This window comes from Stenotrophomonas sp. SrG, assembly GCF_050031795.1.
Taxonomy (GTDB): Bacteria; Pseudomonadota; Gammaproteobacteria; order Xanthomonadales; family Xanthomonadaceae; genus Stenotrophomonas; species Stenotrophomonas rhizophila_A.
The window spans coordinates 40,462-61,294 of the sequence record NZ_JBNBBE010000010.1 but is presented as its reverse complement, the minus strand read 5'-3'; the positions used below and the strand labels follow the sequence as shown (position 1 = coordinate 61,294).

Sequence of the window (20,833 nt, the reverse complement as noted above, 5' to 3'; positions counted from 1 at the left end):
TGTTGGCAGTAGCATCGGGGTTGTTCCCGGTTTATCACGGTGGAGCAGCCGACTGACAGTCGGCTCTACCCTAGCCCCGATGGGGCAGCCGACTGACAGTCGGCTCTACCGCTGGCTCTGACCGTTTTTGCTTCCCCTTGGCAGCGCGTATGCCATCACGTAATCGCCGGCCGGGGTTTCCATGAAATGGTGGCCGCCAGCCATGATCACCACGTACTGGCGGCCGTCGTATTCGTAGACCATGGGGTTGGCCTGGCCACCGGCGGGGAGCTTGGCGTGCCACAGTTCCTTGCCGGTCTTCAGGTCGATGGCGCGCAGCAGGTCGTCGGTGGCGGCGGCGATGAAGATCAGGCCGCTGGCGGTGAGCGCCGCGCCGCCGTTGTTCGGGGTGCCGATCTCGATCGGCAGGCCGGAGCGGATGCCGAACGGGCCGTTGCCGCGCGCGCTGCCGAACGGGCGGTCCCAGAGCAGCTGGCCCGTGCGCAGGTCGATGGCACGGATGCCCCCATACGGCGGCTGCTTGCACAGCAGCTTGGTGAACGGCAGGCGCCAGCCGGCGTTTACGTCGATGGCATACGGGGTGCCGGTCTGTGGGTCCCCTGCCCCTTCGGCGCCGCCGCGGTCGGCACGCACCTGCTCGCGTGGCACCCAGCCCTTGCGGTCCGCTTCGGCGCGCGGCACCAGCCGGTTGTAGTTGGGCATGTCGTTGTAGTTGGCCACGATCACGCCGTGGCGCGGATCCACCGCGACGCTGCCCCAGTCCGAACCGCCGTTGTAACCCGGGTATTCGATGGAATGACGGTCTGCAGTGGGCGGCGTGTAGAAGCCCTGGTAACTGGCCTTGCGGAACTGGATGCGGCATACCAGCTGGTCAATCGGCGTGATGCCCCACATGTCGCGCTCGGTCAGGTCGGGCTTGCGCAGCGTGTGGTACAGCGAAAACCGCTGGGTCGGCGCGCGTTGTTCGGGCTCAACTCCGCCGCCGGGCACCGCGCGCTCTTCCGCCGGCGTCAGCAGTTCACCGGTGCGCCGGTCCAGCACGTACAGGTCGCCCTGTTTGGTCGGCAGCAGGATCGCCGGCACCTTGCCGGCGGCGGTCGGGTAATCGATCAGCGTGGCCTGTGAGCCCAGGTCGTAATCCCAGACATCCTTGCGCACGGCCTGGAAGTTCCAGACCGGTTTGCCGGTGGCCACGTCCAGTGCCACCAGCGAGGTCGCGTAGCGGTTCTGGTTTTCAGTGCGCGAACCGCTCCAGTAGTCGCCCGCCGAATTGCCCATCGGCAGGTACACCAGCCCCAGCTGCTCATCGCCGGTCGCAGTGGTCCACATGTTGGGGGTGCCGCGCGTATACGTCTGGCCCTGCGGTGGCAGCCCGCTGCGGTCGGGCGCATCCATGTCCCACGCCCAGCGCAGTTTGCCGGTCTGTGCGTCGTAGGCCTGGATGACCCCGGACGGGGCATCGCGGCGCTGTCCGTCCAGCACCTGGTGGCCGGTGACGATCACCCCGCGCACGATCGCCGGCGGCGAGGTAATGGACACATAGCCCGGAGGCACCTCGCCCATGCCCAGGGTGATGTCGACCTGGCCGTTGTTGCCGAAGCCCGGACACGGCCGGCCGGTGGCGGCGTCGACGGCGATCAGGCGCCCATCCAGCGTGCCTTCGATGATGCGTGCCGCGCACAGCGCGCGGTTGCCCGCGGCGAGCGGCCGGTTGCCCATGCTGGGCGGTGGTTCGGGCAGCGCCAGGTCGGCGGCGACGTCGGCCAGCACCGGATCCACCTGCGGCACGCCGGGCACTTCGTAGTAGGCCACCCCGCGACATGCGGCCGTGTAGGGAATGGATGCGTCTTTCACCTTGGGATTGAAGCGCCAGCGCTCCTTGCCGGTGGCCGCGTCGAGCGCGATGAGCTGGTTGCGCGCGGTGCACAGGTACAGGCTGTCGCCCACCTTGAGCGGGGTGGTCTCGGCGCCCCAGCGCTTCTTCGGCAGGTCGCCGGTGCGGAACTGCCAGGCCAGCTCAAGGTCGCCGACGTTGGCCGGCGTGATCTGCTGCAGCGGTGAATAGCGCGTGCCCGCGTTGCTGCGGCCCCAGGCGGTCCAGTCGCCCGGGGCGGGCTGGTCGGCCGGTTGCGGGCTGGCCTCGCGGGTCGGGGCGAGTCCGGTACCGGCGGCATCGACCGGGAATGCCTGCGCACCGGCCACCGCGCCGTGCGGGACGAAGGCCAAGGTGAATGCCACCGCGAACACTAGGCCCAACACCCCGGCCAGGGTGCGGGAGATGCGACGCGGCACCGGCGTGCGCAGGGTCGGCAGCAGCAGCGCGAGCAGGAAGCCCAGCGCGGTGATCACCCCCAGGCGCGGCACCCATCGCCAGTAATCACTGCCCGATTCCCACCCTGTCCACAGCAGCGTACCGACGAACACCAGGAGGTAGGCCCATGCGCCGGCGCGGCGATTACCCCACAGCAGCACGCCTGCGGCAAGCAGTCCTGGCCCGGCTAGGACGTAGTACCAGGACCCGCCCAGTTGCGCGAGCCAAGCGCCCAGGCCGCCCAGTACAAGTCCGAGGAGCAGCAGGACCAGCGCGAGCACGGTGATCAGGGGGTGGCGCGGCGGCAGCACCACGGGCGGCTCTGAGGTCGGCACAGCGGACATCGGTGTTCTCCCCGGTACGGCGGAACCCTGGATGCTGCCGGCCTCCCCTGCTGGCCGGTTTTTTTGAAGCTTATGCCTGTTCGGGTGTGAATGGGGTGGGATTTTCTTCGGGCTTCGGATGGGCGGCCCGGGCCGGCCAACGGCCGGCGCTACCGGACATTGAGCGCGCCGGAGGGCTCCAAGTGCCGGAAACGAAGAACGCCGGCGTTGGCCGGCGTTCTTCGTAGTGCGTTGCGGGTGGATCAACCCTGCGGGTTTTCGTCGCCTGCGACCGGTGCCGGGGCGGTGTCGACCGGCGTTGCCGCATTCTCCACCTCGTCCTCGACATCGTCGATGGACGCATCCATTCGCTCCACCGCCTGCAGCTTCTCGTCCTTGGACAGGCGAATCAGGGTCACGCCCTGGGTGTTGCGGCCCACGCGCGAGATTTCCGAGCCGCGGGTACGCACCAGGGTGCCACCGTCGGAGATCAGCAGGACCTCGTCGCGCGAGCCCATCAGCACCGCGCTGACCAGCTTGCCGTTGCGCTCGGTGGTCTGGATGCCGATCACGCCCTGGGTGCCACGACCCTTGCGCGGGTAATCCGGCAGCGGGGTGCGCTTGCCGTAGCCGTTCTCGGTAGCGGTCAGGATGTACAGCATGCTGTCGTCGTCGCCACCTTCGATCACGGCATCGCCGTTCTCGACCGTGGTCTCTTCCACCTGCACGTCGTCTTCGCTCTCGTCCTCGCTGCCGCCGGCACGCTCGGCCACGATCAGGCTGACCACTTCCTCGCCCTTGGCCATCTTGATGCCGCGCACGCCGGTGGCGGTACGGCCCATCGAGCGGACCCGGTCTTCGCCGAAGCGCACGGTCTTGCCGTTCGAGGCGAACAGCAGGATGTCGCGGTCGCCGTCGGTCAGGCCGACGCCGACCAGCGCGTCACCCTCGTCGAGGTTGATCGCGATCTTGCCGCGCGCCAGGCGGAACGCGAACTCGCTGAGCGGGGTCTTCTTGACGGTGCCGTTGCGGGTGGCGAAGAACACGAACTGGCCTTCGGCGTACTCGCGTACCGGCAGCACGGCCTGCACCCGCTCACCGGATTCCAGCGGAATCCAGTTGATGATCGGGCGCCCGCGCGCATTCGAACCGGCTTCGGGCAGCTGGTGTACCGGCAGCCAGAACACCTTGCCCGAGCTGGTGAAGGTCAGCAGGGTGTCATGGGTGTTGACCAGCCACAGCTGTTCGATGAAATCCTCTTCCTTGGTCGACGCCGCGCTGCGACCACGGCCGCCGCGACGCTGGGCACGGTAGGCACTGACCGGCTGGCGCTTGACGTAGCCGGCGTGCGACACGGTGACCACCACGTCTTCCGGCGCGATCAGGTCCAGGATGTCCAGGTCTTCTTCGCTGTGGCGGATCTCGGTGCGGCGTTCGTCGCCGAACTCGGTGCGCACGTTGACCAGCTCTTCGCGGATGACCTGCAGCAGGCGGTCCGGATCTTCCAGGATGTGGATCAACCCGGCGATGGTTTCCAGCAGCTGCTTGTACTCTTCGGTCAGGCGGTCCTGCTCCAGCCCGGTCAGGCGGTGCAGCCGCATTTCCAGGATCTGGGTGGCCTGGATCTCGGTCAGCTGGTAGCCACCCTCGATCAGGCCCACGCCCTTGGGCAGGTCTTCCGGACGCGAGGTTTCCGCACCGGCCGCACCCAGCATCGAACCGACCAGGCCCGGTTCCCACAGGCGCGCGAGCATGCGCTCGCGGGCTTCATTGGGATTGGGCGAGGTCTTGATCAGTTCGATCATCTCGTCGATGTTGGCCAGCGCAACGGTCAGGCCTTCCAGCACGTGGGCACGGGCACGCGCCTTGCGCAGCTCGAACACGGTGCGGCGGGTGACCACTTCGCGGCGGTGGCGCACGAAGGCCTCGAGCATCTGCTTGAGGTTCATCAACTGCGGGCGGCCGTCGACCAGGGCCACCATGTTGATGCCGAACACCGATTCCATCTGGGTCTGCTGGTAGAGGTTGTTCAACACAACTTCCGCCGACTCGCCGCGCTTGATTTCGATGTAGATGCGCATGCCGTCCTTGTCGGACTCATCGCGCAGCTCGCTGATGCCTTCGAGCTTCTTTTCCTTGACCAGCTCGGCGATCTTTTCGATCAACCGGGCCTTGTTCACCTGGTACGGGATCTCGGTGACGATGATCGATTCGCGGCCGTTGTCGGCCACTTCGATATCGGCCTTGGCGCGGATGCGCACCCGGCCACGACCGGTGCGGTAGCCGGCGACGATGCCGGCAGTACCGTTGATGATGCCGGCGGTGGGGAAATCCGGGCCCGGGATGTACTCCATCAGGCCGTCAACGTCGATCTCGGGGTTCTCGATCAGCGCGATGCAGGCGTTGATCGCCTCGGTCAGGTTGTGCGGCGGGATGTTGGTCGCCATGCCCACGGCGATACCGGCCGAACCGTTGACCAGCAGGTTCGGGAACCGGGTCGGCATGACCGTCGGCTCCAGTTCCTTTTCGTCGTAGTTGGGCTGGAAATCGACGGTTTCCTTGTCGATGTCCGCCATCAGCTCATGGGTGAGCCGCGACATGCGCGCTTCGGTGTAACGCATCGCCGCGGCGGAGTCGCCGTCGACCGAACCGAAGTTACCCTGGCCGTCCACCAGCATGTAGCGCAGCGAGAACGGCTGCGCCATGCGCACCAGGGTGTCGTACACCGACTGGTCGCCATGCGGGTGGTACTTGCCGATGACGTCACCGACGATACGCGCCGACTTGTAGTAAGGCTTGTTGCTGTGCGCGTTCAGCTCGTTCATCGCGTACAGCACGCGGCGATGCACCGGCTTGAGGCCATCGCGCGCATCCGGGAGGGCGCGCCCCACGATCACGCTCATGGCGTAATCGAGGTAGCTCTTGCGCATCTCGTCTTCCAGGTTGACCTGGATGATTTCCTTGGCGTTTTCTGCCATTCGGGTTCCGTTGTCTGGTAGCGGTCCAGTCCGTCGCGCCGGCCCTTGCGGGGCGGCGGCGTCGGAATCTCGATTAACTGACGGAGTCTACCACAACGGGGCCCTTTCCGCCGCCGTTTACGGTGTTTTTACCTGCAGGAATCAGGGACTTAGGTGCGGCTTCGGGACAATTGCGCAAGACCGCCGATGTGAGGGCCGATCGGCACCGCCAAGGCCGACCAACGGTCGGCGCTACCAACCCCACGGCCACGTCATCCCGGTAGCGCCGGCCGTTTGGCCGGCCCACGGTCAACCGAACGCAGCCTGCATGTTGGCCACGGTGGGATTCAGGATCACGCCCTTCTCGGTCACGATGGCGTCGATCAGCTCGCCCGGGGTCACGTCGAATACCGGGTTCCAGGCGGCGATGCCCTCGGCCACGGTGCGGGTACCCCCCACGCCATACAGCTCGCCCGGGTCGCGCTGCTCGATCTCGATCTGCGCACCGTCGGCGGTGTCCATGTCCACCGTGGACGACGGCGCCACCACCATGAACTTCACCCCGTGGTGGCGGGCGGCAATGGCCAGCTGGTAGGTGCCGATCTTGTTGGCGGTGTCGCCGTTGGCACAGATGCGGTCGGCGCCGACGATCACCCACTGCACCGCCCCGGTCTTCATCAGGTGCGAAGCGGCCGAATCGGCGATCAGCGTGGCGTCGATGCCGTCCTGCTGCAGCTCCCACACGGTCAGGCGCGCGCCCTGCAGCCACGGCCGGGTCTCGCCGGCGAACACCCGGCCGATGCGGTGCTGGGCCATGCCCGCGCGGATCACGCCCAGTGCGGTACCGAAGCCGGCAGTTGCCAGCGAACCGGTATTGCAGTGGGTCAGCACGCCGCTGCCGGCATCGATCAGGCCGGCGCCCAGCGCGCCCATGTGGCGGTTGGCGGCCAGGTCTTCCTCGGCGATGGCCTGCGCTTCGCGGGCCAGCACCTGCGCCCAGTCGGCACCGGCGGGCGCCACGGCGCGGCGCATGCGTGCCAGCGCCCAGGCCAGGTTGACGGCGGTCGGGCGTGACGCGTTCAGGCGTTGCAGCGCCGGTTCCAGCTTGGCCAGCGCCTGCGCCCCATCGTCGGCCTGCACCTGCTGCGCGGCCAGCACCACGCCCCAGGCCGCGGCGATGCCGATGGCCGGCGCGCCGCGCACGGTCAGCGCATGGATGGCCTCGGCCACCGCGTCGCTGTCACGGCATTCCACATGCTCCACCACGAACGGCAGCTTGCGCTGGTCGAGCAGCTGCAGGGAATCACCGGTCCACAGGATCGGACGGATGTGGTCATAGCGGGCGTAATCGATGTCGGGGGATGCGTTCATCCCGTCATTGTAACGGGCGCTCAATTCACATGGAATTCGGCGCGGCAGCCGTTGTCCACCCATACCCCGCGGGCATCCCAGCCCCAGTCGCGGCCTTCCTCGCAGGGGCTGCCGGACAGCTGCTTGACCAGCGTGGCGCTCCTGCTGATGCCGGCCCCGCAGAACCGGCGCTGGCGCGACTTGGATTCGCAGACCAGCGGGCGCGGTACATCGAGGAAACCACTGCCGTCGGCCGCGCCCACCTCGAAGTCGCCCTGGCAGCCACGGGTGACCCACACCTCGTTGCGCTTGACGCCCCAGCTGTGCCCTTCCCGACACGGCATCGCCGACAACTGACGCAGCAGCCGCACCGGCGCGCCCTGCAGGATCACCGGGCAGCTCTGCGGGCGGCCATTGGATTCGCAGCGCAGCACCCGGCGCACCTTGCGTTCACCACCGCTGCTGGCACCGGGAGCGCCACGGCTGCGGAATTCGGCCCGGCAGCCGAGCGTGACCCACACCCCGGTGCGATCGGTGCCCCATTCCGAGCCGCGCACGCAGCTGTTGTCGGACAGTTGGCGGACCAGGTCGACGCCGTTGGCGACCGGCATGTCGCAATGCACCCATTCCATGTCGCGCGACTGGCAGCGCACCACCTGCCCGGCATAGCCGGTTTCGGCCCACGCCGACAGCGGCAGGCAGGAGGCGAACAGCACCAGCCCCAACGCCGGCAGGCGCCACATCAGGGCGGACGGCGTTGGTGCAGCAGCTTCCACCCGTTTCATCAACTCCATACACGCCGCCACTGACCGATTACGTCGCCACCATCCGACATCGGGTGTGATCAGAGCATCATCACGCAACCCGCGCAAGACACTTTCATGGAGACTTCACTACGTTCAGGCGTGGGCGAAATCGAATGCCAGCACATCGGCAATCCGGCCGGTACGGTTCATCGCCATCAACAGGCGGTCCACGCCTACCGCCACGCCTGCGCAATCCGGCAGCGCGGGCAATGCATCAAGCAGGCGCTCGTCCAGCGGCGGCAGCACGCTGCCGCGCGCCTGCCGTACCGCGTGGTCGCGCACGAAGCGGGCACGTTGTTCGTCGGCATCGTTGAGCTCGTGGTAGCCGTTGGCCAGCTCGACCGCGCCCAGGTACAGCTCGAAACGTTCGGCCAGCGGCGGCGTGCCCGGCCGCACCCGCGCCAATGCGGCCTGGCTGGCCGGCCAGTCATGCACCACCGTCATCTGGTCATCACCGAAATGCGGCTGGATGCAGTGGGTCATCAGCAGGTCCAGCCAGTCGTCGCGGGTCAGCCCGTCGGCATCGATGCGAACCTCGGCCAGCGGCGCCTGCAGCTGCTCAAGGCTGGCCTCGAACGGATCCAGCCCCACGTGCGCCTGGTACAGACTGCGATAGTCGAGCACCTGCAGTGTCGCTTCGCGTCCGACCAGCGCCAGTGCCGCGCGCACCAGCGCCACGGTTTCATCGATCAGGCGGTGATGATCCCAGCCCACACGGTACCACTCGAGCATGGTGAACTCGGGATTGTGGCGCCCCCCCGCTTCGCCGTTGCGGAATACCCGGCCCAGCTCGTAGCAGTCGCCCACGCCCGCGGCGAGCAGCCGCTTGAGCGGGTACTCCGGCGAGGTGCGCAGCCAGCGCTGGGCGCTGCCTGCATCGACGTGGCCACTGAAACGCGTGTGGAAACTGTCGATGTTGGGTTCGGTATTGCCGGCCGCCGAGAGGATCGGCGTTTCCACTTCCAGCACGTCGCGTTCGGCAAAGAAGGCGCGGATCAGCGCGTTCAACGCCGCACGCTGGCGCAGCGCGGCAATCACGCGCGTGCGTCCCGCAGGCGGCTGGCCAGCTGCAGGGTGAGCAGGCTGCGGGTGTCATCAACATAGCCGGTGGCCAGGTACAGCCGGCGCGCCAGCTCGTTGTGGTGGTTCACCTCCAGCCGCATGCGCTCCACCCCGCGCGCGTTGGCGCGCTGTTCCAGGATGGCCAGCGCCTGCTTGCCGCGGCCACGGCCGCGTGCGGCATGGCTCAGGTACAGCTCGTCGAGCAGCGCGAAATGACCGCCCTGCTCCAGGCTGAAGCCCATGGCCAGCGCGGCGTGGCCCACGACCTCACCGGTTTCGGACAGCCACAGCAGCACTTCGCCGTTGCGCGGGTCTTCCAGCAGTGCGGCCAGGGCGCGCCGCACGCGCGCTTCGTCGAAGTCCAGCTGGTCTTCGGCGTAAAACTCGCGCATCAAGCCGACCACCAGTTCGGTGTCGGCGACGGTGGCGAGGCGGAAGTCGAGAGGGGACGTCTGCATGAAGGATTCAATCCGTTTTCAGTGGGCCGCCAGGAACGCGACCAGGCGGTCTTCGTCCCAGACATCGATGCCCAGTTCGGTGGCCTTGGTGAGTTTGGAGCCTGCCTCGGTGCCGGCGACGACGAACGAGGTCTTTTTCGAGACGCTGCCGGCGACTTTGGCGCCCAGCGCTTCCAGGCGCTCCTTGGCTTCGTCGCGGGTCATCTGGGCGAGCGTGCCGGTCAACACCACGGTCTGGCCTTCAAGCGGTCCTTCGCTTTGGCTGGTGGCCTCAGGGGCGCGCTCCAGCAGGGTGCGCCGGTATTCATCGGCCTTGAGCAGCATCGGCCCATGCCCATCGCGGTCGAGCCAGTCGGCCACGCCCAGCGCCACTTCATTGGGCAGGCCGGCAGCAACCAGCTGCACCGGTTCGGCATCCAGTACGCTGGCGGCATCGGGCAGCATGGCGGCCAGTTTCTCCGCGCGCAGGCGGGTGATCCCAGGGATTTCGGCCTCGACCAGCAGCTGCGCGAAGTCCAGCCCGTCGCGCAGCTTGGCGCTGGGCGGATGGGCGTCGCTGATGCGCACCTGCCCGACCTGCAGCAGGGCGTCGATGGCCTCCTGGTTGCCCGGCTGCTCGAAGAAGTGGCCGAGCGAGCGCGCCACTTCACCGCCGATGTCCGGCACGCGCTTGAACAGCGGCCACGGCAGGTGGCGGATCAGTTCCAGGTCACCGAACCAGGTGGCCAGCGCCTTGGCCGTGCTTTCGCCTACGTGTTCGATGCCCAGCGCGAACAGCAGCCGTTCCAGCGTGGTGGTGCGGCTGGCGTCGATCGCGGCGATCAGGTTGTCGGCCCACTTGGTGGCGATCTTTTTCGTGTTCCAGCTGAAGGTCGCTTCCAGGGCAAGGGCACGGGCGCGCCAGCTGTCGTCGGTGGCATCCAGCGCCAGTACCTCGCGCAGGTACTGGCCACTGCCTTCGGGCGGCAGGTGCAGGCCAATCTGGTTGGCCAGTGCCTGCGGCGATTCGGCGTCCAGCACCAGCTTCAACTGCAGCAGCTGGTCGCGGGTGATCCGGTAGAGGTCGGCCACGCCCCGCACGATGCCGGCATCGACCAGGGTTTCAATGTACTTGCCACCCAGCCCGTCGATATCCATCGCGCGGCGCGAGGCGAAGTGCGCGATGGCTTCCTTGCGCTGCGCCGGGCAGCTCAGCTCGCCCGAGCAGCGCCAGGCAGCAGCGCCCTCCTCGCGCACGATCTCCGAGCCACATACCGGGCACTCGGTCGGCATGCGCCACGGCGAGGTGCCCGCCGGGCGGCGGTCGGCAATGACGCTGACCACTTCGGGAATCACATCGCCGGCGCGGCGTACGATCACCGTATCGCCCACGCGCACGTCCAGCCGCTCGATCTGGTCGGCGTTGTGCAGGGTGGCGTTGGACACGATCACCCCGGCCACGGCAACCGGGTGCAGGCGCGCCACGGGGGTGGCCGCGCCGGTACGGCCGATCTGGATTTCGATCGCCTCCACCGTGGTGGTCTGCTCCTGCGCCGGGAACTTGTGCGCGATGGCCCAGCGCGGAGCGCGCGACACAAAGCCCATCTGTTCCTGCCCGGCACGGTCGTCAAGCTTGTAGACCACGCCGTCGATATCGAAGGCCAGGCCGTCGCGGCGTTCGCCGATGTCACGGTAATAGGCCAGCAGGCCCTCGCTGCCCTCCACCACCTGGCACAGCTCGCTGACCGGGAAACCCCACTCCTTGAGCTGGGCCAGCGTGGCCGAATGGGTCGGCGGCAGTTCACCGCCAAGCACTTCGCCGATGCCGTAGGCATAGAAGCTCAGCTTGCGCCGCGCGCTCATCTTTGGATCGAGCTGGCGCAGCGAACCGGCGGCGGCGTTGCGCGGGTTGGCCAGCACCTTGCCTTCGTGCAGGCGCGCATCGGCGTTGTAGGCCTCGAAATCGGCGCGGGCCATGTACACCTCGCCGCGCACTTCCAGCACCTGCGGCCAGCCACTGCCCTGCAGCGTGTGCGGGATCACCTTGATCTGGCGCAGGTTGGCGCTGACATCCTCGCCCGTGGTGCCGTCGCCGCGGGTGGCGCCCTGCACGAAGCGGCCGTCTTCGTAGCGCAGGCTGATGGCCAGGCCATCCAGCTTGGGTTCGGCCGAGAAGCGCACGGTATCGCGGCGCAGGCGCTCACTGATGCGGCGCACGAAATCCTGCACTTCCTCATCGCTGAAGGCGTTGCCCAGCGACAGCATCGGCACTGCATGGCGCACCTCGGCAAAGCGCGAGGCCGCCTTGCCACCGACCCGCTGCGTGGGCGAATCGGCATTGACCAGCTCCGGGTGGGCCTGTTCCAGCGCTTCGAGTTCGCGCACCAGGCGGTCGTACTCGGCGTCGGGAATCAGCTGCTCATCGCGGTCGTAGTAAGCCTTGCCAGCCTCGTCGATCTGGCGGCGCAGGACCTCGGCACGTTGGGCGGGACTGGGACTCATGCGACAGGCATCCTGGTAGGGCTGTGAATTCTAGGCGCTGCCGTAAACAACGACCACCCGCGCGGTCCGCATCGGATTCCGACGCACTACCGCCGAAGTGGCTTGCCGGCCCCGCCGCGTGGCGCTAGCGTGCCGGAATTGTCCCGCCTTGGGTGTTCCTGCCATGTCATCGACCGTCACGTCCCGCCGTTCCTTCCTGCAGCTGGCCGGTACCGGCCTGGCCCTGTCCGGTATCGGCCTGGGTCCTGCGGGTTCCAGCGCCGCCCTGCCCGCCCGCGCTGAAGGTACCGGCCCGGTGCTGCTCAACTTCAATGAAAGTCCGTACGGTCCGTCGCCTGCCGCGCAGGCCGCCGCGCGCGCGATCGTGGCCGACAGCGGGCGCTACCTGTTCGCCCTGGCGGGCGAGCTGCGCGATGCGTTCGCGCAGCAGGAAGGCCTGGCTGCCGAGCGCGTGCGGCTGTTTCCCGGCTCCAGCGAACCGTTGAACCGCGCCGCCGTGGTCTGGACCTCGCCCAGCGCCGGGCTGGTAGTGGCCGACCCGACCTTCGAAAGCCTGGGGGACCTGGCGGCCGCGCGCGGTGCATCGGTGGTGAAGGTGCCGCTGCGGGCCGATGGCGCCCACGATGTGCGGGCGATGGTGGATGCGGCCAGGCAGGTCAACGCCGGGTTGCTGTACCTGTGCAATCCCAACAATCCCACCGGCTCGATCACGCCCGCCGGCGACATTGCCTGGCTGCTGGCGAACAAGCCGGCGCAGACGCGCCTGCTGGTGGACGAGGCCTACCTGCAGTTCAGCGCACAGCGCTCGGTGATCGCGCAGGTGATGCAGCGCGATGACGTGATCGTGCTGCGCACCTTCTCCAAGCTGTACGGCATGGCCGGGTTGCGCCTGGGGGTGGCCGCGGCCCATCCGGACCGGCTGCGCGAACTGGCCAGCCTGGGCGACAACCCGCTGCCGGTGACGGCGTTGGCGGCAGGGCTGGCGAGCCTGCGTGAGCCTGGGCTGGTGGAACAGCGTCGCGAGCAGAACACACGGGTGCGGCAGGCCACCGTGGACTGGCTGCAGAAGCGAGGTTTCCGCTGCCTGCCGACAGAGGCCAACTGCTTCATGGTCGATGTGCAGCGCGATGGCGCGGCATTCACCAGGGCGATGGCCGAACGTGGCGTGGTGATCGGCCGCAGCTGGCCGATCTGGCCGCAGGTCGTCCGCGTGAGCGTGGGCACCGAAGCGGAGATGGCCGCGTTCCGCGACGCATTCGCAGCGGTAGCTGGATTGAAAGGGTGACGGTTACCAGCGCGGGGCTTTGGTCAGTGGCGGCGCCTGGTGCTGCCGGTCGTAGGCGCGCAGCTCGTCACGGATGTGCGCGATGCGCTGGCGGCCTAGGCTGGCCTTGCTGTCGTCAAGCACGACCGCATCGAGCAGCTCGGCCATGCGCTCCACTGTCGGCAGCATCTTTTCCCAGGCATCCAGTGCGGTCATCGGCGCCGGCAGGGTCAGGAAGAAGGCGATGGCCGGGGTCTCCATCTCGCGGATGGTGGCCATGTCGAAACTTCCCGGCTTCATGATGCTGGCCATGGAGAAGATCGGGCCGCGCTCGGGGTGGCCTTCCACCAGCCGGTGGAACACGTTCATGTGGCCGAACACCAGGCCGGTCTTTTCGGCGGCTACCACGATGTCTTCGCCGCGCAGCATCTCGCCGGCGCGGGCGGCCACGAACAAGGACACGATCTTGTCGAAATCCTGGCTGGCGCGCTTGCCCAGGTCGCTGGCGGGGCTGGCATCCACTTCGGGCAGGCCCAGTTCGGCCTGGGTTACGCCGTTCTCATCAGTGAAGCCGGCGCCGGAGGCACCCGCTTCCTGTTCGCCCAGCAGCGGTTCACGGCGCTGGCCTGCAGCACCGTCGGCACCTTCCACGCGGCGGCCCTGCGATTTTTTACGCGGCCGGCCAAACAGGAAGATCGCAGCAATCAGCAGCAGGCCGGCGGCCAGGATGCCGATGCGGAGCATTGCCATGTCGGACATTCGAGGGGTCTCCGGCTAAATACGTTCAGGTAAGCATGGCACGTCAGGCCGCGCCCGCCAATCGTGCCGCCTCTTCCAGGTCCACGCTGACCAGGCGGCTGACGCCCGGCTCGCGCATGGTCACGCCCGAGAGCTGGTGCGCTGCCTCCATCGTGGCCTTGTTGTGGCTCACGAAGAGGAACTGCACCTTCTCGCTCATTTCCTTGACCATGTTGGCCAGGCGGCCCACGTTGGCTTCATCCAATGGCGCGTCCACTTCGTCCAGCAGGCAGAACGGCGCGGGGTTGAGCTGGAAGATCGCAAATACCAGCGCCACCGCGGTCATCGCCTTCTCGCCGCCGGACAGCAGCGAGATGCTGGACACCCGCTTGCCAGGCGGGCGCGCCATGATGGTCACACCCGTGTCGAGAAGGTCTTCACCGGTCAGTTCAAGGTACGCGTGGCCGCCACCAAACAGGCGCGGATACAGCTGCTGGACCCCGGCGTTGACGCGGTCGAAGGTGTCCTTGAAGCGGCCGCGGGTCTCGCGGTCGATCTTGCGGATGGCGTCTTCCAGGGTTTCCAGCGCGGTGGTCAGGTCGGTGTTCTGCGCATCCAAGTACTCCGAGCGCTGCGAGGCCTCGCCGTACTCCTGGATGGCGGCCAGGTTGACCGGCTCGAGCCGGCGCATGCGGCCATCGATCTGGTGCACGGTCTGTTCCCAGTCGCTGATGCGGGCATCTTCGGGCAGGGTGTTGATCACATCCTGCAGCACGAACCCGGCCTTTTCGACCGAGGCGGTGAGCTGTTCCGCGCTGAGCACCAGCGCCTGCTGGTCGAGCTTGCGCTGGGAAATGCGCTCGCGCTGGGCCAGGGCCTGTTCGTCGCGCTGGTGGCGGGTCTGTTCGAAGGTGCGCAGTTCGGCGTCGATGCCTTCCAGCAGCGTACGCGCTTCGCCCAGCACGCGGTCGGCACGCACGCGCTCGCCGAGGGCGTTCTGGTGTTCGGCTTCCAGGGTCAGCACCGGCGAGTCGCCGTCGTCGAGCTGGGAATGCAGTTCGCCCAGGCGCGAGTCAAGCTGGCCACGCTGGGTGCTCATGCGCTCCAGGGCCTGGCTCAGCGAGGCAACCTGGGTGCGCTGCGATTCAAGGGTCAGGGCCAGCGAATGCGCACTCTCGCGCACGCTGCGCGCGGCTTCGCGGGCGCGGTCGCGGGCTTCGCCGAGCTGGCGGCGCTCGCTTTCCAGCGCATGGCGGACCGATTCCAGGTCGCCCATGCTGTTGACCGCCTCATCCAGGCGCGCACGCGCTTCGCGCACCTGTTCGCGGCTGGCGTCCAACGTCTCCAGCAGCTGCGAGAGCTCGCCTTCGATGCGGTCGATGCGGTTGCGGGCGGCTTCGACCTTGCCCTGCTGGCTCTGCAGCTGGCCACCCAGTTCGGACACGCTGCGGTGGGCAACGTACAGCTGGCGCTGGGCGTCTTCGCGCTGCTGTTCGCCGGCCAGCAGCTGGTCACGGAATTCGGCCAAGCGGTTCTCCAGCTCGGCTTCGCGTTCCTGCAGGGTATCGATCTGTTCGCGCAGGCTGACGATCTCGCGTTCGCGCAGCAGCGCGCCCTGCTTGGCCGCGCCCGAGCGCGACACGCGCACCCAGCCTTCGCCCAGGCGCTCACCGCCCCGGGTGATCACCGAATCGCCCTCGCCCAGCGAGGCCTGCAGCGCACGCGCCTGTTCCAGGTCCTCGGCGGCATGCAGGCGGGCCAGCAGGCGGCGGATCGCGGTGGGGCCCTCCACCTTGGCCGCCAGCGAGGTCGGGGCGACCTGCAGTGGGCTCTGGTCGGCGGAGACCAGCGCGATGCGCCCGTCACCCAGCTCGGCCAGTGCGCCCACCAGCTGTTCCGGGGCATCGACCAGCACGCCTTCGATCAGCTGCCCCAGCGCGCTTTCCACGGCGTTTTCCCAGCCGCTCTCCACCGTGAGGCGTTCGCCGACGCGCGCGCCCGAATCCAGCCCGTGCTGCTTGAGCCACGCCACCGCCGCGCCCTGCTCCTGCCCGAGCGCGGCCTGCTGCAGGGTTTCCAGCGAGGACAGCCGGCCACGCGCGGCCTGGGCCTGCTTGCGGATCTCGGCGAGCTCGGTCTGCCCGGTGCGCTGGCGCTCCTGCAGACCGGCCACGGCTTCCTTGCGGGCTTCCACCTGCTCGGTGAGCCCGTCCAGCGAGGCTTTCTGGGTTTCGTGCTGCAGCTGCAGCTCGTCGAACACTTCGGCCAGCGCGTCCAGGTCCAGCCCGGTGCGCTCGCCAGTGAGGGCTTCGCGGCGGCGATCGGCTTCGAGCACCTGGCGGTCAAGGTAGTCGACGCGGGTGCGCTCGACTTCACCGGCGCGCGAGGCTTCGGAGGTCGTGCGGGTATGCGCTTCCCAGCGCGCCTGCCAGTCGGCCAGTCTGGCCTCGGCGTCGCGCAGGGCTTCCTGCTTGATCTCGTTTTCTTCCTGCAGCTGTTCGAGCTGCGGCTCCGCCAGCTCCACCGCTTCGCGCAGAACCATCAGCCGGGCTTCGTCGCCGCTGATGTGCTGGCCCAGTTCGGCCAGCGCCTGCTGGGTTTCGTCGCGGGCCTTGTGCAGGCGCTGGGACATTTCGCGCTGGTGCTGGATCTGCTGTTCCAGCCGGGCCAGCGTGCTGCCCACCTGGTAGACCTCGGCCTGGGCGGTGCTCAGGGCATCGGCGGCTTCTTCGCGGCGCACGCGGCTGGTTTCGATGCGGGCTTCGGCGTCGCGCTGTTCGGCGATGAACTGCTGCAGCCGGGTTTCTTCCTGGGACAGCGCTTCGCGCAGGCCGCTGAGGCGGGTATCGAGGTTGCGGAACTCGAGCGCCTTCCACTCCGCATCCTTGACCCGGCGCTCTTCCTGCAGGCCCTGGTACTGCTCGGCCTGGCGCGCCTGGCGCTTGAGGTGTTCGAGCTGCTTGCCGATTTCCTCGCGCAGGTCGCCCAGGCGGTCAAGGTTCTCGCGGGTGTGGCGGATGCGGGTCTCGGTTTCCTTGCGGCGCTCCTTGTACTTGGAGATGCCGGCGGCTTCTTCCAGGTAAACGCGCAGGTCTTCGGGGCGGGCTTCGATGATCTGGCTGATCATGCCCTGTTCGATGATGGAGTAACTGCGCGGGCCCAGGCCGGTCCCGAGGAACAGGTCGGTGATGTCGCGGCGGCGGCACTTGGTGCCGTTGAGGTAATAGTTGCTGCTGCCATCGCGGCTGACGGTGCGCTTGACCGAGATTTCGTTGAACGAGGCGTACTCGCCACTGATGGTGTGGTCGGTATTGTCGAAGATCAGTTCGACAGTCGCCTGCGACACAGGCTTGCGCGCGGACGAGCCGGAGAAGATCACGTCGGTAAGCGAATCGCCACGAAGGCGGCTGGCCGAGCTCTCGCCCATGACCCAGCGCACCGCATCGATGATGTTGGACTTGCCACAACCATTGGGCCCGACCACGCCGGTCATGTTGGTGGGCAGATGCAGGGTGGTCGGGTCTACGAAGGACTTGAAGCCGGACAACTTGATCGTGGACAGACGCATGGCGTGGTTGGCTTTAGGACAGTCGCGATGCGCCGAGTATAACGGCGCGGGTGTTTTGCGGGCGGTTAGGGGCGCGGGCAGTTCCCAAGGCCGACCAACGGTCGGCGCTACCGGGGTTTAGCCGCCCGGAAACAAAAACGGGCACCCTCGCGGGCGCCCGTTTCAGCGATTCCAGCCTTGCGGCAGGGATCAGGCTTCGGCTTCCACCACCACCTTGACGGTGGTTTCGACGTCGGCGTGCAGGTGGATGACCACCTCGTACTCGCCCACGTTGCGGAAGGCGCCTTCGCCCAGGATGACTTCGCTCTTTTCCAGCGGCAGGCCGGCCTTGGTGAAGGCTTCGGCGATGTCACGCGGGCCAACCGAACCGAACAGCTTGCCTTCGGTCGATGCATTGGCGGCAACGGTGACGCTCTTGCCTTCCAGCGCAGCCTTGCGGGCTTCGGCCTCGGCCAGGATCGAGTCGGCCTTGGCCTGGTACTCGGCGCGCTTGGCCTCGAACTCGGCCACGTTGGCGGCGGTGGCCGGAACGGCCTTGCCGGTCGGGACGAGGAAGTTGCGGCCGTAGCCCGGCTTCACTTCAACCTGGTCGCCCAGGCCGCCGAGGTTGGTGACCTTCTGGATGAGAATCAGCTTCATGGTGCAGCTCCAATATATGTATTCGTTAGCGAGGCAGGCCCCGCAGCGTTTGGCTGTCCGAATATCCGAACGGTAGACCCGGCACCGCCCGCTGCCAAACGGCGCGGGCGGTGGGGACTACGAAAGCGGCGACCGGGGTCGCCGGCTTCCATCAGACGTCGTGGTTGTCGGTGTACGGAATCAGGGCCAGGAAACGGGCGCGCTTGACGGCCGTTGCCAGCTGGCGCTGGTACTTCGACTTGGTACCGGTCACGCGGCTCGGCACGATCTTGCCGTTCTCGGTGAGGTACTGGCGCAGGGTGTTGAGATCCTTGTAATCGATCTCCTTGACACCTTCGGCCGTGAACTTGCAGAACTTGCGGCGACGGAAGAACTTGGACATGTCAGTGCTCCTTAAGCGGCCGAAGCGGCGTCGTCGCCGGCATCGTTGTCAGCGGCGGGGGTGGTTTCGCCTTCTTCGTCATCACGACGACGACGCTCACCACGCTCGGGCTTGTCGCCCTTCTCGTCCTTGCTCTTCATGATCAGCGACTGCTCGGTGTCGGCGCCCGGGCGCACGATGACCAGGTTGCGCAGCACGGCGTCGTTGAAGCGGAAGCTTTCGGTCAGTTCGCTCAGCACGGCCTGGTCAACTTCGATGTTGAGCATGACGTAGTGGGCCTTCACCAGGTTCTGGATCGGGTAGGCCAGCTGACGACGGCCCCAGTCTTCCAGACGGTGGATGGTGCCGTTGCCGTTCTCGACCAGCGCCTTGTAGCGCTCGATCATGGCCGGAACCTGCTCGCTCTGGTCCGGGTGGACCATGAACACGACTTCGTAATGACGACTCATGTGTATTTACCTTTCGGATGTGGCCCCTTCGGGCCGGACAGCCCCCCGCAGGTGAACGCGGTGGAGCAAGGGTCCTGCCAGGAATCAGGCAGGAAGCCGCGCATTATCGCAGCAGAAGCGGTTCCGGGCAAGCCAGGGGGCGCCGCGGGGGCATCAGGGCCGGATTCAGGCCTTGTCGGCCTCGGTGGTGAAGCTCTCGCCGCAGCCGCACTCGGCGGTAGCATTCGGGTTCCTGAACGTGAAGGTTTCGCTCAGCCCCTGCTTGCCGAAGTCGATTTCGGTGCCATCGACCAGGGCCAGGCTGTCGGCGTCCACGTAGATCCGCACCCCCTCCTGCTCGAACACGGTGTCGCCGGGGCGCTCATCGCGCGCCAGGTCGGTGATGTGGCCCCAGCCCGAGCAACCAGTACGAGTAACGCCGAAACGCAGCCCCAGGGCACCCTCGCTCTGGGCAACGAACTTCTGGACGCGGTTGAAGGCAACAGGGGTAAGGGTGACAGCCATGACGGACGACTCCAGCAGATGGGGCACATTATAGGTCCACGGCCCAGTCAGAAATGCCTCGCAAGCAGAACGCTGCAACCGTTAAACTCCTCGTTCAGAGATCGAGTCGATCAACAGAGGATTCAAGTCATGACGGTGGTCAGCGTTGAACATGCGCTTGCCGGGAAGATCCCGGAAGGCGGCGAGGCAACAGTACGGGGCTGGGTGCGTACGGTGCGCGGGTCTGCGGCGCTTGCCTTCGTCAATGTCACCGATGGCTCCTGCTTCGCCCCCATCCAGGTGGTGGCCAATGACACCCTGGGCAACTTCGACGCGGTGAAGGCGCTGACCCCGGGCTGCTCGGTCATCGCCCGCGGCACCCTGGTCAAATCCCAGGGCAAGGGCCAGTCATTCGAGATCCAGGCCAGCGACATCGAGATCGTCGGCCTGGTCGAAGACCCGCTGACCTACCCGATCCAGCCCAAGCCGATGAGCGCCGAGTTCCTGCGCGAAGTGGCCCACCTGCGCCCGCGCACCAACCTGTTCGGCGCGGTCACCCGCATCCGCAACTGCCTGGCCCAGGCCGTGCACCGGTTCTTCCACCAGAACGGGTTCAACTGGATCAGCACCCCGATCATCACCACCTCCGACGCCGAAGGCGCCGGGCAGATGTTCCGCGTCTCCACGCTGGACATGGTGAACCTGCCGCGCACCGCGCAGGGCGAGGTCGATTTCAGCCGCGACTTCTTCGGCAAGGAAACCTTCCTGACCGTGTCCGGCCAGCTCAATGTCGAGGCCTACTGCCTGGCGCTGAGCAAGGTGTACACCTTCGGGCCGACCTTCCGCGCCGAGAACTCCAACACCACCCGCCACCTGGCGGAGTTCTGGATGATCGAGCCGGAAATCGCCTTCGCCGACCTGGCCGAAGACGCGCGCCTGGCCGAGCAGTTCCTGAAGTACCTGTTCCGCGCGGTGCTCGACGAGCGCGGCGACGACCTGGCCTTCCTGACCGAGCGCGTGGACAAGAACGCGATCAAGAAGCTGGAAGACTTCATCAATGCGCCGTTCGAACAGATCGACTACAGCGAAGCGGTGAAGCTGCTGCAGAACTCCGGCAGGAAGTTCGACTTCCCGGTCGAATGGGGCCTGGACCTGCAGACCGAGCACGAGCGCTGGCTGACCGAGGAACACATCGGCCGCCCGGTGGTGGTGACCAACTACCCCGAGCACATCAAGGCCTTCTACATGCGCCTGAACGACGACGGCAAGACCGTGGCCGCGATGGACGTGCTGGCCCCGGGCATCGGCGAGATCATCGGCGGCAGCCAGCGCGAAGAGCGCCTGGACGTGCTCGACGCGCGCATGGCCCAGTTCGGCCTGGACCCGGCCCACTACGGCTGGTACCGCGATTTCCGCCGCTACGGCTCGGTGCCGCACGCCGGTTTCGGCCTGGGCTTCGAGCGCCTGGTGGTATACGTGTGCGGGCTGGGCAACATCCGCGATGCGATCCCCTACCCGCGCGCACCGGGCAGCGCCGAGTTCTGATTCTTTCCACGGAGGCA

The 20,833-nt window shown here is 67.3% G+C and carries 15 protein-coding genes; 2 read left to right on the top strand and 13 right to left on the bottom strand.

Translation table 11 applies throughout. The annotated features are described in order from the left end of the window. Positions 1–105 precede the first annotated feature (105 nt). The 7 genes from ACQG3P_RS11135 to ligA all read right to left on the bottom strand — a co-directional run bounded on the left by ACQG3P_RS11135 (position 106) and on the right by ligA (position 11,748). Positions 106–2,655: a membrane-bound PQQ-dependent dehydrogenase, glucose/quinate/shikimate family gene (locus ACQG3P_RS11135; protein ID WP_426805068.1), complete on the bottom strand. Its 2,550-nt coding sequence runs from the start codon at positions 2,653–2,655 to the stop codon at positions 106–108. 242 nt (positions 2,656–2,897) lie between these two features. Further along, entirely contained in the window at positions 2,898–5,612 is a 2,715-nt protein-coding gene (gene gyrA / locus ACQG3P_RS11130; protein ID WP_426805067.1) for a DNA gyrase subunit A, read from the bottom strand. Between the two features lie 288 nt (positions 5,613–5,900). After that, positions 5,901–6,962 carry an S-methyl-5-thioribose-1-phosphate isomerase gene (mtnA, locus tag ACQG3P_RS11125; RefSeq protein ID WP_426805066.1) on the bottom strand — a complete coding sequence of 354 codons (1,062 nt, stop codon included), beginning with the start codon at positions 6,960–6,962 and terminating at the stop codon, positions 5,901–5,903. A 20-nt stretch (positions 6,963–6,982) separates the two neighbouring features. Continuing rightward, positions 6,983–7,684: a DUF3011 domain-containing protein gene (locus ACQG3P_RS11120; RefSeq protein ID WP_426805119.1), complete on the bottom strand. Its 702-nt coding sequence runs from the start codon at positions 7,682–7,684 to the stop codon at positions 6,983–6,985. A 156-nt stretch (positions 7,685–7,840) separates the two neighbouring features. Continuing rightward, entirely contained in the window at positions 7,841–8,785 is a 945-nt protein-coding gene (gene epmA / locus ACQG3P_RS11115; protein ID WP_426805065.1) for an EF-P lysine aminoacylase EpmA, read from the bottom strand. Beyond that, positions 8,782–9,267 (bottom strand): GNAT family N-acetyltransferase, encoded by a 486-nt coding sequence (locus ACQG3P_RS11110; protein WP_068852860.1) that lies wholly within the window; start codon positions 9,265–9,267, stop codon positions 8,782–8,784. The genes epmA and ACQG3P_RS11110 overlap by 4 nt, the downstream gene beginning before the upstream one ends. A gap of 18 nt (positions 9,268–9,285) precedes the next feature. Then, a complete protein-coding gene (ligA, locus tag ACQG3P_RS11105) occupies positions 9,286–11,748 on the bottom strand; it encodes an NAD-dependent DNA ligase LigA (RefSeq protein ID WP_426805064.1) in 2,463 nt (820 codons plus the stop codon). Between the two features lie 163 nt (positions 11,749–11,911). Here ligA and ACQG3P_RS11100 point away from each other — a divergent pair, with 163 nt between their 5' ends. Next, positions 11,912–13,033, top strand: coding sequence for a pyridoxal phosphate-dependent aminotransferase (locus ACQG3P_RS11100; protein ID WP_426805063.1), 1,122 nt, complete (start codon positions 11,912–11,914; stop codon positions 13,031–13,033). A gap of 3 nt (positions 13,034–13,036) precedes the next feature. On the opposite strand, the gene zipA is transcribed toward ACQG3P_RS11100, so the two are convergent. The 6 genes from zipA to ACQG3P_RS11070 form a co-directional block, all read right to left on the bottom strand. Then, a complete protein-coding gene (gene zipA / locus ACQG3P_RS11095) occupies positions 13,037–13,771 on the bottom strand; it encodes a cell division protein ZipA (protein ID WP_426805062.1) in 735 nt (244 codons plus the stop codon). A 43-nt stretch (positions 13,772–13,814) separates the two neighbouring features. Further along, positions 13,815–17,318: a chromosome segregation protein SMC gene (smc, locus tag ACQG3P_RS11090; protein ID WP_426805061.1), complete on the bottom strand. Its 3,504-nt coding sequence runs from the start codon at positions 17,316–17,318 to the stop codon at positions 13,815–13,817. A gap of 189 nt (positions 17,319–17,507) precedes the next feature. Beyond that, complete coding sequence (gene rplI / locus ACQG3P_RS11085) at positions 17,508–17,957, bottom strand: 50S ribosomal protein L9 (protein ID WP_184127032.1); 450 nt, start codon at positions 17,955–17,957, stop codon at positions 17,508–17,510. 151 nt (positions 17,958–18,108) lie between these two features. Continuing rightward, positions 18,109–18,339, bottom strand: coding sequence for a 30S ribosomal protein S18 (rpsR, locus tag ACQG3P_RS11080; RefSeq protein WP_002804494.1), 231 nt, complete (start codon positions 18,337–18,339; stop codon positions 18,109–18,111). Between the two features lie 11 nt (positions 18,340–18,350). Further along, positions 18,351–18,788 carry a 30S ribosomal protein S6 gene (gene rpsF / locus ACQG3P_RS11075; RefSeq protein WP_068852876.1) on the bottom strand — a complete coding sequence of 146 codons (438 nt, stop codon included), beginning with the start codon at positions 18,786–18,788 and terminating at the stop codon, positions 18,351–18,353. Positions 18,789–18,953: 165 nt separating this feature from the next. Continuing rightward, the gene (locus tag ACQG3P_RS11070) at positions 18,954–19,292 is read right to left on the bottom strand and encodes a HesB/IscA family protein (RefSeq protein ID WP_093532549.1); all 339 of its coding nucleotides are present in this window, start codon (positions 19,290–19,292) and stop codon (positions 18,954–18,956) included. Between the two features lie 129 nt (positions 19,293–19,421). Between ACQG3P_RS11070 and asnS the strand changes: the two genes are divergently transcribed. Then, the gene (gene asnS / locus ACQG3P_RS11065) at positions 19,422–20,816 is read left to right on the top strand and encodes an asparagine--tRNA ligase (RefSeq protein WP_419403114.1); all 1,395 of its coding nucleotides are present in this window, start codon (positions 19,422–19,424) and stop codon (positions 20,814–20,816) included. Positions 20,817–20,833: the final 17 nt, after the last annotated feature.

Bases quoted from the DNA above. Each gene is read 5' to 3' on its own strand.
- ACQG3P_RS11135 (WP_426805068.1), bottom strand. From the start codon at position 2,655: ATGTCCGCTGTGCCGACCTCAGAGCCGCCCGTGGTGCTGCCGCCGCGC.
- gyrA (WP_426805067.1), bottom strand. From the start codon at position 5,612: ATGGCAGAAAACGCCAAGGAAATCATCCAGGTCAACCTGGAAGACGAG.
- mtnA (WP_426805066.1), bottom strand. From the start codon at position 6,962: ATGAACGCATCCCCCGACATCGATTACGCCCGCTATGACCACATCCGT.
- ACQG3P_RS11120 (WP_426805119.1), bottom strand. From the start codon at position 7,684: ATGTGGCGCCTGCCGGCGTTGGGGCTGGTGCTGTTCGCCTCCTGCCTG.
- ACQG3P_RS11110 (WP_068852860.1), bottom strand. From the start codon at position 9,267: ATGCAGACGTCCCCTCTCGACTTCCGCCTCGCCACCGTCGCCGACACC.
- ligA (WP_426805064.1), bottom strand. From the start codon at position 11,748: ATGAGTCCCAGTCCCGCCCAACGTGCCGAGGTCCTGCGCCGCCAGATC.
- ACQG3P_RS11100 (WP_426805063.1), top strand. From the start codon at position 11,912: ATGTCATCGACCGTCACGTCCCGCCGTTCCTTCCTGCAGCTGGCCGGT.
- zipA (WP_426805062.1), bottom strand. From the start codon at position 13,771: ATGTCCGACATGGCAATGCTCCGCATCGGCATCCTGGCCGCCGGCCTG.
- smc (WP_426805061.1), bottom strand. From the start codon at position 17,318: ATGCGTCTGTCCACGATCAAGTTGTCCGGCTTCAAGTCCTTCGTAGAC.
- rplI (WP_184127032.1), bottom strand. From the start codon at position 17,957: ATGAAGCTGATTCTCATCCAGAAGGTCACCAACCTCGGCGGCCTGGGC.
- rpsR (WP_002804494.1), bottom strand. From the start codon at position 18,339: ATGTCCAAGTTCTTCCGTCGCCGCAAGTTCTGCAAGTTCACGGCCGAA.
- rpsF (WP_068852876.1), bottom strand. From the start codon at position 18,788: ATGAGTCGTCATTACGAAGTCGTGTTCATGGTCCACCCGGACCAGAGC.
- ACQG3P_RS11070 (WP_093532549.1), bottom strand. From the start codon at position 19,292: ATGGCTGTCACCCTTACCCCTGTTGCCTTCAACCGCGTCCAGAAGTTC.
- asnS (WP_419403114.1), top strand. From the start codon at position 19,422: ATGACGGTGGTCAGCGTTGAACATGCGCTTGCCGGGAAGATCCCGGAA.